Origin of the sequence: Caballeronia sp. LZ008 (assembly GCF_031451435.1) — a bacterium.
GTDB classification, from domain to species: domain Bacteria; phylum Pseudomonadota; class Gammaproteobacteria; order Burkholderiales; family Burkholderiaceae; genus Caballeronia; species Caballeronia zhejiangensis.
Genome location: NZ_JARUXK010000004.1, coordinates 977,239 through 990,248 on the forward strand (window position 1 = coordinate 977,239; position 13,010 = coordinate 990,248).

The 13,010-nt window shown below is 64.9% G+C and carries 9 protein-coding genes; 2 read left to right on the forward strand and 7 right to left on the reverse strand.

Translation table 11 applies throughout. The features are described from left to right. Window positions 1-67: 67 nt before the first annotated feature. The 6 genes from QCE49_RS29510 to QCE49_RS29535 all read right to left on the reverse strand — a co-directional run bounded on the left by QCE49_RS29510 (window position 68) and on the right by QCE49_RS29535 (window position 7,488). Entirely contained in the window at window positions 68-1,441 is a 1,374-nt protein-coding gene (locus QCE49_RS29510; protein WP_008353252.1) for an HlyD family efflux transporter periplasmic adaptor subunit, read from the reverse strand. Next, on the reverse strand, window positions 1,419-3,944 hold the full coding sequence (locus QCE49_RS29515; protein ID WP_250456871.1) for an FHA domain-containing protein: 2,526 nt from the start codon (window positions 3,942-3,944) through the stop codon (window positions 1,419-1,421). The genes QCE49_RS29510 and QCE49_RS29515 overlap by 23 nt, the downstream gene beginning before the upstream one ends. 251 nt (window positions 3,945-4,195) lie before the next feature. Continuing rightward, complete coding sequence (locus QCE49_RS29520; protein ID WP_250456799.1) at window positions 4,196-5,608, reverse strand: efflux transporter outer membrane subunit; 1,413 nt, start codon at window positions 5,606-5,608, stop codon at window positions 4,196-4,198. Between the two features lie 315 nt (window positions 5,609-5,923). Continuing rightward, a complete protein-coding gene (locus QCE49_RS29525) occupies window positions 5,924-6,223 on the reverse strand; it encodes a hypothetical protein (protein WP_008353246.1) in 300 nt (99 codons plus the stop codon). Window positions 6,224-6,564: 341 nt separating this feature from the next. After that, the gene (locus QCE49_RS29530) at window positions 6,565-7,023 is read right to left on the reverse strand and encodes a DUF4399 domain-containing protein (RefSeq protein ID WP_250440635.1); all 459 of its coding nucleotides are present in this window, start codon (window positions 7,021-7,023) and stop codon (window positions 6,565-6,567) included. A 27-nt stretch (window positions 7,024-7,050) separates the two neighbouring features. Beyond that, the gene (locus QCE49_RS29535) at window positions 7,051-7,488 is read right to left on the reverse strand and encodes a DUF4399 domain-containing protein (RefSeq protein ID WP_033537047.1); all 438 of its coding nucleotides are present in this window, start codon (window positions 7,486-7,488) and stop codon (window positions 7,051-7,053) included. A gap of 318 nt (window positions 7,489-7,806) precedes the next feature. Here QCE49_RS29535 and QCE49_RS29540 point away from each other — a divergent pair, with 318 nt between their 5' ends. After that, on the forward strand, window positions 7,807-9,738 hold the full coding sequence (locus QCE49_RS29540) for an SUMF1/EgtB/PvdO family nonheme iron enzyme (protein WP_250456800.1): 1,932 nt from the start codon (window positions 7,807-7,809) through the stop codon (window positions 9,736-9,738). A 3-nt stretch (window positions 9,739-9,741) separates the two neighbouring features. On the opposite strand, the gene QCE49_RS29545 is transcribed toward QCE49_RS29540, so the two are convergent. Beyond that, entirely contained in the window at window positions 9,742-11,589 is a 1,848-nt protein-coding gene (locus QCE49_RS29545; protein WP_409017613.1) for a DUF3857 domain-containing transglutaminase family protein, read from the reverse strand. A 256-nt stretch (window positions 11,590-11,845) separates the two neighbouring features. Here QCE49_RS29545 and QCE49_RS29550 point away from each other — a divergent pair, with 256 nt between their 5' ends. Further along, window positions 11,846-13,000, forward strand: a complete 1,155-nt coding sequence (locus tag QCE49_RS29550; protein ID WP_008353239.1) for an HPP family protein — start codon at window positions 11,846-11,848, stop codon at window positions 12,998-13,000. Window positions 13,001-13,010 lie beyond the last annotated feature (10 nt).

Consider the following 13,010-nt stretch of genomic DNA (forward strand, 5'->3'; position numbering starts at 1 on the left):
CTCCGTTCGGTTCCATGTTGAATTGCGCATCATGTTCGCGTTGCGGCGCCCGTGTAACCCCCCATATTTATCCCGCTACATTGCGGAACGGATCCAGCCCGAGATCGATGAGGCGCCGCTCGCGCACGACGATCTCAGCGGTCGCCGTCATGCCGTAACGCAGCGGATACTTCGTGTCCGCGATCTGATAGGAATCGCGATCGAGCGTCACGCGTCCTTCGTAGACGGGTTGCTTGCTCGTCGGGCTCGGCTTGGTCGCGGGCGAAATGAACGCGAGCGTGCCCTCGATCACGCCATAGCGCTGATAAGGAAACGCATTGAACTTGAGCTTCACCCGCTGCCCTTCGCGCAGAAACGCGCGGTCGTGCTCGGCGATCTCGATCTTGAGCACCGGCTTCGCATTGGCCGGCGCGATGCCGCCGAGCGGCGTGTTCGCCTGTATCTTGTCGCCGGGCTGCGTCGATGTCACGTCCGTCACCACGCCGGACACCGGCGCGAGAATCAACAGGAAATTGTCCTTGTCGATGTTCTCGAACTTGATGCGCGCGGCCGCATCCGCGACGAGGCGCGCGGTCTGTAGTTGCAAACGCAACTTGTCTTCGGTGCTCGCGACTTCGCGCATCGCGGCTTCGTATTGCAGACGCAGGCTCGTCGCTTCCTGACCGCTCGTTTCCAGTTGACGCTTGGCCTGCGTGAAATCGTGACTCAGACGGAAGTCGAGTTCCGCGAGCCGCGATTGCTCGACGCGATACGCGCCGTCCGCTTCGAGATAGGCATTGCGTTTCTGATCGACCTGCGCTTCCGCAATGCCGCCGCCGCCCGGCAACGCGAGCAGACGCTGAAAGCGGTCGAGTTCGACCTTCGCGGCATCGCGGGCGCGGCGCGCGTTTTCGAGCGTGCTGCGCGCTTCCTGCAACTGCGCCTTCTGACCTTCCGCGAGCTTGCTCGTGCCTTCGGCCACGCGCTGCTGATGTTGGTGCTCTTCCACATCCATCTGATCCTTGAGCGCGGCGATCTTGCGCTCCATCAGCAGCTTCTTTTCGGGGAACTGCTTCCATTCGCGCTCGGCATCGTCGAGCTTGAGCTGCGCTTCGAGCGCATTGGTCGCCGCTTCGATCGCACCGCGCGCATTCAGGCGCGCGACGACATCGTCCTTGCGCACGGGCTGCCCTTCGGCGATATAGAGATCGGCGAGCTCGCCGTCGATCGGCGCATAGAAACGCCGCACTTCCGATTCCGGCGCGAGCGTGCCTTGCGCCGTCACCATCACGTCCGCATGGCCGACGAACGACCACACGAGCGCCGACGCGACGAGCGCCACCATCGCGAAGACAAGGCCCTGCGTGAGCCGCGCGGGTTCCGCCGTGAGAATCGCGATGCCTTCGGCGCCGTGTTCGCCTAGCGCCTCCGACAGCGGCTTAAGGTGTGCGTCTCTCTTCACTGCTCGTGCCTCCGCCGATCAGACTCAGCTTGGTATTGAGAAGCCCCGGTTCGAGCACCATCCGCAGATCCTGCAGCGAACGCCGTTGCAGATCCGCTTCGGTGTCGATCTCATTGGCGAGCGCGGTCCACTTCGCCGTCGCGCTGTCCGCCTTCACCTGCCGGAAAATACGCATGCCGCGCGTGGCCGCGTCTTCCGCGTCGGACAGCAGCCGTGCCTGCGTCCGGAACACATCCGACACGCCCGATTCGAGCCGCTGCGATCCGCCGATGCCGCCGTTCGTCCGATACTGCTGCCACGACGTTTGCGCCTGCGTCATCAACGCTTGCGCGCGGGCCGTCGCCCTGTCCTTCAACGCGGTGAATTCCGGCGCGACGGCTTTCGCGTAGAACGCGTCGCTCTCGAGATCGAGCGTCTCGTAGAACGACAGCAGCGCGTCTTCGTAGCCCTTCGAGCCGCGCGCCTTTTGCAGCTCGGCGAACTGCGCGGCCACGGCTTTCTTGTGCGCGAGTTCCTTCTGCACGGTCTGCGTCCACGAGCCTTGAGGCAGCTTTTGCAGCGCGTCGATCGCCTGCGCGCTCTGTCCGCGATTCCATGCATCCGCGACGCTCGTGTATTGCGCGAGCACGTCGGGCGGCGGCAACTGGCTCGCGGTCATCTGCCGAAATTTTTCCTGGAACGGCGGCGTCGAGAAATGGGCCTCGCTGACCGAACCCGCGAGCGGCGCGAGGCTCGCACCGTTGATGCTGCGTCGCAAGCCCGCGTAGGCATCGAGATCGGCGCGCACGCGATCGAGACCCGCGAGCCGCGGATACTTGTCCGCATATTCCTTCAACGCCGCGCCGATCGCATCGGGATCGTCCTGGCCGAGATTCTTCGCGATGCTCGCATCGAGCCTCTCGATGGCCGCGAGATACACCGAATCGTCGCTTTGCAGCTTGCGCAGATGACTCAGCGCGAGCGCATACGGATCGCGGAACTCGGGCACATAGCCCGCGATGCGGTCCAGATCGCGCTGATGTCCCGCCGCGTCCGCTTCCCAATGCTTCAGGATTGCGCCGATGCGCGGCTCGTCGCCGTACATGCGGATCGGCGCTTCGGCGCCGCCACGGCTCATCACAAAACTTTCCAGCTTGCCGATCCATTCGAGTTCGTCGATAAGCGAATGCACGTCTGCGTTGTGCTCGCTGAGCGAGCGCATCTGCGCGATGATCGCGTCCGCGTTCGCGAAATCGCCCTTTTTCAGTGCAGCAAGCCAGCGCGGCACGTTCGACTTGAGCACGGCCTCGGTGTTCATCGACGTGAACGGCGCGTCCTTCGGATGCGTCTTCAGATATTCGTTCGTGACGGCCGCGGCCTCGGCGTACTCGCCGTGCTCCATCAGCGATTTGGCCTCACGCTCGTTCGAACCGCTATAGAAAAGCGCGGCGCCGACTGCAACGAGCGCCGTCAGCACGCACGCCACGATGATGCGCGTGCGGCGCGCGGCGCGCGCATCGTCGTTCGCGAGCACACGGCGCAACTCCGACACGAAGAGCCCGAACTTGCTGCGCTTCGCGGCGCGCGCGTCCGGGCGCTTTTCCTCGGCGGGTGTCGGCTGCGCCTCTTCGTTGACTTCATCCTCGCGCGCCGCGGCCTGATCGACGCAGAATATGTCGAGAAACGAATGCGCCGAGCCGACGAAGGTCGTCTTGTCGCTGTCGGATTCGTCGTCGTGCGATGGCGCGGCGACCTGCGCGACGATTTCCGTGAGCGTCGATTCGCTTTCGTCGCCGTGCAGATGCACCACGTACGCGAAGTGCGTTCCGCCGAACGCGACGGTATCGCCGTTCTTCAGTTCGACCGCCGACGCGCCGAGCCGCTCGCCGTTCACGAACGTGCCATTGGTGCTGCCGAGGTCTTCGACGAACGGCGCGCCGCTCTTGATGAACACATGCGCGTGGCGCCGTGACACGTAATTGACCTGATGCGGATACTCATCGCGATAACGCGAAAACGTGTCGTCGGTCTTGCTGACGAGAAACGGAAACTGCGCGAGTTCGATCGGCTGAAGACCGAGATCGTCGCGCTGCGGCGTAAGCGTGAGGCCGATTGGTTTCGGCACATTCAGACGCCGCGCGCGCGGCGCGAACTGCACGCGATACGACAGCTTGCTGCCGAACGAAATGACATCGCCGCTTCGCACGCGCGCGGGCGTCTCGCGCACGGGCGTGCCATTTACGGCCGTGCCGTTCTTGCTGGCGAGATCGGCGATATAGACGAACCCGTGCTCGATGAAGATGCGCGCATGACGGCGCGAGAGCTGCGCCACGGCTTCGGGCGGACTCGTATCGAACGGCGCTTCGGCGCGGCCGATAGCGAAGAGATTTTCGTCGATACGGATCTCCGTGAGTCTCTCCGCCAGCTCGCGCGCAAGCTCGCCATGCGGCGCGGGCTTCAGGACGACGTCGAACGCCTCGCCCACGCTCGGCTGCGGATCCGCCACGGAAAAGCCTTGAGCCATGTCCATGTCACGAGGTACGTCCAGCCGCTGCCGCCGACGCGCCAGAGGATTGCCCGGCAACGTCGGGCGCATGGACAAGTTGGACCGCGCCGTAATCGAAGTCATTTGCAGCCGGCGGCTGTTGAGAGTTTAAGTCACGCATCGTCGTAGTCAATCGTGCTGCACCGCTGCATCACGCCATCCATAAGCGATTCGGCACGATCGTTAGCAATTCATATTATTAATTTGGTGCACATTATTCATGGAGTGCTTCACTTCAATCCGTCCTTGCTTGCGCTTTGTACATCGACGGTCGGCCAGCCGCCGCCGAGCGCCTTATAAAGCGTCACCGTGTCCGACAGAATTTGCTGATGGTTCGCGAGCAGCGCGAGTTGCGCCGCGAGCAGCGTGCGCTCCGTCTCGAACACCTGAAGCTGCGAGATCACGCCCTCTTTCAGTTGCGCGTCGATCTGCGCGGCGACGATCGTCAACTGATCCACTTCCTGTTGCAGCTCGACGCGCTGCTTCGTATGCGAATCGAGATTGACCAGCGCGTTCTCCACTTCTTCGAACGCGTTCATCACCGTGCTGCGATATTGCTGTTCGGCCACCGTCGTCTGCGCCTCGGTCGTCTTGACGTGAGCGCGCACGGACGGATCGAGAATCGGGATATTGATGCTCGGCACGAAACTCAGCGTGAAGATCTTCAGGAGATCGGTCAGTTGAAAGCTTGCAGTGCCCGCGCGTCCAGTCAGGTTGATGGTCGGCAGTTGCGCGAGCTTCGCCTGGCCGACGAGGTCATACGCTTCGAGCACGCGATATTCGGCCGCGATCAGATCGGGGCGGCGCGCGAGCAACTGCGATGGCAATCCCTCCGGCACCGGCGGAATCTGCACGCGCTTTTGCAGCTTGCCGTCGGGCATCCGGAACTCGCCTGCCGGCACGCCCATCAGCGTCGAGAGCGCGTTGTTCGCGAGATCGCGCGAGCGGCGCAACTCCAGCAACTCGCGCGTCAGCCGGTTGAGTTCGGCGCGCTGCGTGAGCACCTGCGTCTTCGGCACGAGGCCGTTCTTCTGCATGCCCTCGAAGATCGTCAGGATCTGCTGGTTGGTCGCGATGGTCTGCTTCTGCTGATCGATCTGATCGTCGAACTGGAGAATCTGGAAGTACGTCGTCGAGACGAGTGCGACGAGTTCGAGATAACCGGCGCGCCAGTCGGCCTCGGTCGCGCGGAATTTGGCTTTCTGCGCCTGCACGCCCTTCTCCACCGAGCCCCAGATATCGATGTCCCAGCTCACCTGCGTCGCCAGGTTGTACTGCTTCGAGAACTGCTGGCCGGTCGTCTTCTCGAAGCTCGCGCCCGCGCCGAGATCCATCGACGGCAACGCGCCCGCGCGCGCCTCGCCGATCTGCGCGCCCGCCACCTGGATGCGCGCGGCCAGCACCTTGATGTCGAAGTTGCCGCTGATGGCCTTTTCAACCAGCGAGTCGAGATACGGGTCGTTGAACTGCTTCCACCAGTCGGGCCGGATCGTGTCGGATGCGGCGACCTTCGCTGCGTCGGTCTTCGTGAAGGCGGTTTTCTCGGGCGTGTCGGGCCGCTGATACGTCGGCGGCGTCACGTCGATGCAGCCCGAAAGCAGCGCGGCTGCAACCAGCCCTAACGATGGCAACAAGGCTCGCACGATCTCGCTCCCGGTGAACGCGCACCGACGGTCAGTTTCATGGGTGAGAAGCACGGCGCCGGCCGTCCGGTCATTCAAGTAAATCACACGGCGCGCCGCGACTCCATACGGGTTAAGTCACGTTGCGCGCGCGTGCTCTTGAGGCACGTCGCGCGTCGTCGTGACGCGGTCCGGCGACGGATGCGACCCGCGCGCGAACCACTACGCCCGATGCTGAGGGCGGTGTTACGGCGAAGCTCCCCGCGCCCCGCCTTTGCTGCGACTACCTCGATGCTTACCGCACCGATATGCGGTTCATTCCTCGCGACGTTTCGCTTATGCGAGATCGCCCGCGATGCCGAAGTTCACGTTGGCGATGTTCTTCGCGCTCTGCGTCGGCGTGACCGTCGACTGCGACTTCAGCGCTTCGGCGAAGGCGATGTTGCTGCCGTTCTGATTGAACGTCGTCTGCGTCTGATTGATGATCTGCTGCGGATTGAACGGCATCGAGAGCGTCGTGCCGTTCATCGAGATGAAGCCGGGAAACAGGACCGCGGAGCCGCCGCGCACCGCCGACATTGCACGCGTGTCGAGATCTTCGGTGACGGGAAGGTCCTTGATGGTCAGCGTCTTCATTTCCGCTCTCCTTGGGTGCGCATCGCGCATTCGGTGGTGGCTCGGAGCAACTTGTCTGCTCGCCGCCATTCAATGCACAGGCTGTGCCAATCGCGTCATGCGTCATGCGTTTTTCTCTGCGCGCCGTGCTGCATATGGGCTGCGCCGATTTACGCTGCATCTGTCCTTCTAAGCCGATGATGCTGCCCGCCCGACACTTCCGATCTTCACTGTCTGTTGCCCGGCGACACCCGTGCGATTTGCAGGGGACGAACGATCCCCTCCGCGATACGCACGCGGATACGAGTTGGATGAAAGCAACCGGGAAAGGCGCCGCTCGATGCATCACGCGGCGCCCGGACTTACTTGACGTAGATCGTGATCTTTCGGGAATAGACGGGCGGGTTATGCGGTATGTGCTTGTCATCGCCCATCAAAAGCTGAAGCGTGTGCTTGCCCGGCGGCAGTTCGATCATCGTTTCGGTTTCGCCGGCGCCGTAGTGCAGATGATTGCGATCCGATGGAATCTCCTGATCCATCGGCGGCAGGTCTACATCGATCAGCAGATGATGATGCCCCGTGTTCGGAAACTTCACGCCGCGCGGCGCGACGCCCATGAAACGCAGCCCGAACCAGACGCGGAACGGCTTGCCCGCGGGCACGGTCTGGCCATCGTTCGGAAAGCCGATGTACGCATACGCGTTGGCCGGCGCGGGCGTCGTCCCGGCGAGCGCATGAGACGCGGCGAACGCCGTCGCGAGCGTGGCGGCGACGAGGAGCGAACGCGGCAGCGCGAGCGCATCAGCGGATCGTTTTTTCATGTCATGTGCCCTCGGCAAGTGCACAGCTCATTTCACGATGATCGTGATCTTCTTCGAATACACCGGCGGGTCGTGCGGAACGTGGTTGTAGTCGCCCATCAGCAACTGCAAGGTGTGCTTGCCCGGCGGCAATTCGAGGCGAGCATCGGTTTCACCCGCGCCGTAATGCAGGTGATTGCGATCGGACGGGATCTCCTGATCGAGCGGCGGCAGATCGGTATCGACGAGCAGATGGTGATGCCCCACGTTCGGCAGATCGACGCCCTTCGGACATACGCCCATGTTGCGCAAGCCCATGCGCACCCAAAGCTTGCCGCCCGTGATCACGGCGCCGTCCGGCGGCCAGATGATGTACGCCTCGGCGTTCGGCGGCGCGGGCGTGCGGGCACGCGCGGCGGAAAACGACGAATCGGCGGCCAATGCGGCCAGGGAAGCCAGCGCGCCAAGCACGGTTCTTCTCAGCATGTTATGCACGCCTCTCTCGTTGAAAGGCCTCGCGGATGGGCCAGGGAAATCGCTCCGGGCACGGACGAACGCTCGTGCTCGAGCGCGATGCGGATTACCTGATGCTGCGTCGCTGGTTTTTAGATTAGGACGTAACGTTTAAAAAAGATACGGTCACGCGGGGGGCCTGATTAACCTCATGACGGATACCTCCTTTCAGGGGATTAAGCGGCGTCTGAGCGCGTGCTATCGTTGTTGATGCCGTACCCGAAGCGTTGGCATCGCACGCGAATGCAGTGCGATGCCCTCCACTCAAAGCCGGACGGACAGGGTGTGAACATGTGGCGAACTCTTCTTATCGCGAGCGTTGTCCTGACGATCGGCCAGACGCTCCTATCAGCGAACGCGGCATCGGTCACAGCGCCGCCCTCTTCCCCGATCTCGACGATCGCACACGCGCCCCGTCATCTCGCGCTCGTGATCGGCAATGCCGACTATCTCGATCGGCCGCTCGCGAGCGCATCGCGCGATGCCGACGACATGAGCATCGCGCTGAACGCGCTCGGTTTCGACGTCACGCGCCGCACGAATCTCGACGAAGCCGCGATGCGCCAGGCACTCGATGCGTTCGCCGCGCGCCTCGGCCCCGACGATACGGCGCTCGTCTATTTCGCCGGCCACGGATTGCAGGCGGGCGGCGATGCGTTGCTCGTGCCGCTCGACGCGCGCGAGCAACGCCCCGCGACGCTCGTGCGCGATGCGATTTCCGCGCGGGACATCGTCGAGCGCATCACGCGGGCGCGGCCGGACGCGGCGAACATCGTCGTGCTCGACATGTGTCTCACCGATCCCTTCGAGACAACGCGCGCGCGGGCGTGGACGCTGCCGCCGCGCACGCTCGTCGCGTATGCGGCTGCGCCGGGCGATGCCGCATCCGAAGACGCGCGCAACGGTCGCTATACCGCGGCGTTGCTGCACGCGTTGGGCGCGCGGTCATCGGTGACGCCGGCGGCGTTCGCTGCGGCGGCATCGGATGTCGCGCGGGCATCGCATGGCGCGCAGCGGCCGTGGGTCGCGTCCACGCTCGATGACGGCTTCGCGATCACCGATACGACGTCGAACATGCGTATAGCGGACGCGACCGCCATCGTGCCTGCCGAATCCGCCAGCATCGTCCGCACGCGCGGCATTCTGCCGAAAGACAGCAACGAGCAGTACGAACTGACGTTCTGGGATTCGATCAAGGACAGCACCTATCCGAGCGATTACGAAGCCTATTTGAAGGCTTATCCGAACGGCCGATTCGCGGCGCTCGCGAAGGCGCGCATCGAGCGTTTGCGCGCAGCCGGAAATGCAAAGCCCGCCGCTTCCGCGCCACCTGCCGCGACCGCCGCACCGGCCGCACCCGCACCCGCGCCGAAGCCGACGCCCGCGCCGTCCGCGCCGGCTACCGCTGCCGCGCCTGAAAAACCGCGCCCGAGCACGACGGCAGCGCCTGCCGCGCCGCCCGCCGCCGTGACCACGAAACCGGCCGCCAAGACGGCGAGCGGCGGCGAGATCAAGGATTGCCCGGCGTGCCCTGTGCTGATCCCGATCGCCGCGGGCAGCTTCACGATGGGCAGCAACAACGACGATCCCGCCGAGAAGCCGCCGCATCGCGTGTCGGTCGGGCGTGCGTTCGCCATCGGCAAATACGAAGTCACCGTCGAGCAATGGAACGCCTGCGCCGATGCGGGCGCATGCACGCGCGTCGCGCCCGAAGGCGAATCGACGCCGCCCGGCAACGCGCCGATGCGCAACGTGAGCTGGGACGACGCGCAGGTCTACGTCAAATGGCTGAGCAAGGTGGGCGGCAAGCCGTATCGCTTGCCGACGGAAGCGGAATGGGAATACGCCGCGCGCGGCGGCACGCAATCGACGTACTGGTGGGGCGATCAGATGAAAAAAGGCACCGCCGACTGCAAGGATTGCGGCGATCCGTACAAGCCCGAAGCGCCGACGCCGGTCGGATCGTTCGCCGCGAACCCGTACGGCCTCTACGACATGAACGGCAGCGTCTGGGAATGGGTCGCCGACTGCTGGCACAGTTCCTACAAGAACGCGCCCGCCGATGGCCGCGCCTGGGACGATCCGTCGTGCAGCGTGCGCGTGATTCGCGGCGGCTCGTGGCGCGAAGGCGCGGCCTACATGCAGTCGGCGACGCGCTTCAAGTACAGCTCGAGCGTGCGGCAATCGCAGAACGGCTTTCGCGTCGCGCGGGACATGGAGTGAGGTTCATCCGCCCAGCGCTTTCAGGATGATCTGCGCCTGCGTGTCCCGCTCGATTTTCTTGAGCAGCGGCAGCGCCGCCCGAAAATCGTCGGGCGTGCAGACTTGCCTGCCGAAGCGGGCGTCGAGCGTGCGCGATATCTGGATCACGTTGGTCGACGGATCGAACACATAGCGCGCGCGATAACGAAAAACATCGCTTGTCAGATCGAGATCGTCGGGCACTTCGGCGACGTGCGTCGTCTTCGGCAGCGTGATCTGCGCGGTTTCGTCGAACGTGCCGCCGATGCACAGATACGGCTGCGTGCGCGCGCGCTCGGCGAGCCAGTTGCGCACCGCCGTCGCGATGCCGCCCGACAGGCTCGACAGCGCGGGCAATGCCGTCGTGCCCGTCGGCCAGACGATGTCGTCGAGCGTGCCGCGCAGCGTCGTCGCGAACGGGCCGCCGGTTGCATCGACGTCGCTCGTCGTCAACGCCCCCGCGCCGCGCAGATTCGTGTAACGGAGCCGGTCCGCCGCGATCTGGTCGCGCCGTTGCGCATTCGCGAGACGCAGGTTGATCCGCTCGATTTCCGCGCTCCATCCCGCGTCCTCGACCCAGTAGGCGAAATTCGCCTCGCCCTTGTCCGCGACCTCGATCTGCAGCCGTGCCGTGCGCGCGAGCGGCTGCGTCGCGGGCGTGCGGGCCAGCGCGCCGGTATTCACGAGCAGCGCGGGCCGGTCCATGTCGGCGAGCGGCAGAAAGCCGAATTCGACGCTCGCCGCCGTGCTGTCCGCGAACACGTTCAGATCCGGCAGCCAGGTGACGATGTGGTTGATCGCGCCCGATCCGTAACCCGGCACCGACGGCAGCGTATAGACCGAACCGAGCCCGATGAGCGCGGGCTCGTTGCGAATGCCGACGGCATCGAGCAGCGCGCCGTAGAGCGCGACGTGATCCTTGCAATCGCCGTAGCGATTCGCGAGCACGTCCGTCACGCGATGCGGCACGGCCGGACTCTGCCCGATGAACATCGCGACGTAGCGGATATGGTGACGCACCCAGTCGTAGAGCGTTTTGGCTTTGGCGCGGTCGTCGGCGTCGTTCTGCGTGAGCGATTGCGCGAGCGCGCGGATCGCGGGATCGGTCGCGCCCGGATCGGCGGCGGCGTCGCGGTAGGCCTTCGCGAAGCTCGCGTAATCGGGAAAGGTCGTGACCATCAGCCGATCGCCGTATTGCGCATAGCCCACGGAGCCGCTTTCGATGCGCGCGAAACGATCGTGCCGGTACGTGAACGCGTAACGCGTGCGCCCGTTCGCCGTGACGGGCGGCTCGGCGACATAGCCGCGCGCATCGGCATAAAGCGGCTTGTCGGCGGGCAGATCGAAGACGAGCGTCTGCTGCACGACGGGCCGCTGCCCCGGATCGACGTAATAGTTGAATTGCCCGGGAATGACCGCCGCCGCCTGGCTCTTGCGAAAACGCAGATGCACGGTCGAGCCGATGCCCATCGCCGGAAAGATCACCGCGCGCAGTTTCGCGTCCTGAAACGTCGGCGCGCCCGCCGAGCGCGGCTCCTGAACGTCGCGGATCTGATCCGGCGAGACGTCGTGGCGCGCGCCGCTCGCATCGATCGAATAGGCCTCGACGATCTCGACCTTCGACACGCTCTTGTCATACCAGACGTAGCGCTGCGCGATTTCGTCGACGCCCGCCGACGTGTTCGCGCGCAGCACGGTGATGTCGTCTTCGGTGAGCGAGCCGTCGCTCGCGACGACGAACTCATGAACGTCGCTGACGATCGTCGACGGGTCTTCGTCCGCCGCGACCGCCGCGCACGGCCACGCGCACGCGAACGCGATGTAGCACGCCATCCGGGAAATGTTGCGACGTGCCATGTCGAAGTGTCCGCGCCGCGCAAGGGAAAACTCATCGTACAGGAGGACATGGCGGCCGCGCACGCCCGTTCAACCGGATCAAAAGTGCGACGAATCCTGGGACGAATCGAAGCGCGCGACAATTTGTATCATATTGCGATACAATTTCACGATTGTCGCACGCTTGCTTTTCGCGCCCTCGATCCGGCCAGCCAGTGTGACCTTCCACTGACTCTTCCCGGAACGCTGAAAAGTGACGCGTATCGCATTGCTTCGCTGGCTCCAAGGCTTTCTTCCCGCTCCGGTCACGCTGCGCTGGACCGAGCGATTGCGCGCGGGGCTCGGCGCGCTGATCGGCATTGCGCTGACGGGCGGGCTGGCGCATCTGCTGATCGGCGATGCATCCGCGATTCCGTATCTCATCGCGCCGATGGGCGCGTCCGCCGTGCTGCTCTTCGCCGTGCCCGCGAGTCCGCTCGCGCAGCCGTGGTCGATCATCGGCGGGAACATCGTGTCGGCGACGGTCGGCGTCAGCTGCGCGATGTTCGTTCACGATCCCGTCGACGCTGCCGCGCTCGCCATCTGTCTCGCGATCTGCGCGATGTTCGCGCTGCGCTGCGTGCATCCGCCTTCGGGCGCGGTCGCGCTGACCGCCGTGCTCGGCGGGCCGTCGATTCACGCGCTCGGCTATGGCTTCGTGTTCGCGCCGGTGGCGATCCAGTCGGCGGCGCTGCTCGTGTCGGCGATCGCATTTCACGCGCTCACCGGGCATCGCTATCCGCACGGCCACGCCGCGCCGAAACCCGCGGTCGCGCCGCCCGGCGCCGACTCGTTCACGCGCGCCGACCTGCAGGCCGTGCTGTCGCGCCGCAGCGAATTGCTCGACGTCGATCCGGACGATCTCGAAGCGCTGCTTCGCGAAGCGCAGTTGCAGGCCTACGCGCGCCGGTTCACGGAGTTCACGTGCGCCGACATCATGTCGCGCGCGATCGTCTCCGTCACGCCCGAGACGAGCGCGCAGGCGGCGCTCGCGCTCATCGACAGGCATCAGGTGAAGGCGCTGCCGGTGATCGACGCGACGCGCCGCGTGTGCGGCATCGTCACGCGCGCGGACCTGGCGCCGGTGCGCCGCGACGGCATCGGGCAACGCGCGCAGCAGGCGATCGAGCGGCTGATGCGCGGCCCGTCGACGACGCCGCCGCTCGTCGCCTCGCTGATGACAACCGACGTCTGCACCGTGAAGACGAGCACCGCCATCGCCGATCTGGTGCCGATGTTCGCGCACTTGGGGCATCACCACATTCCGGTGGTCGGCGCGCACGATCAGCTCGCGGGCATGATCACCGAAGCCGATCTGATCTCCGGCCTCTATCGACAATCGTTCGCGGGCGAGCGCAAGACCGCCTGAGCGCGTCCAC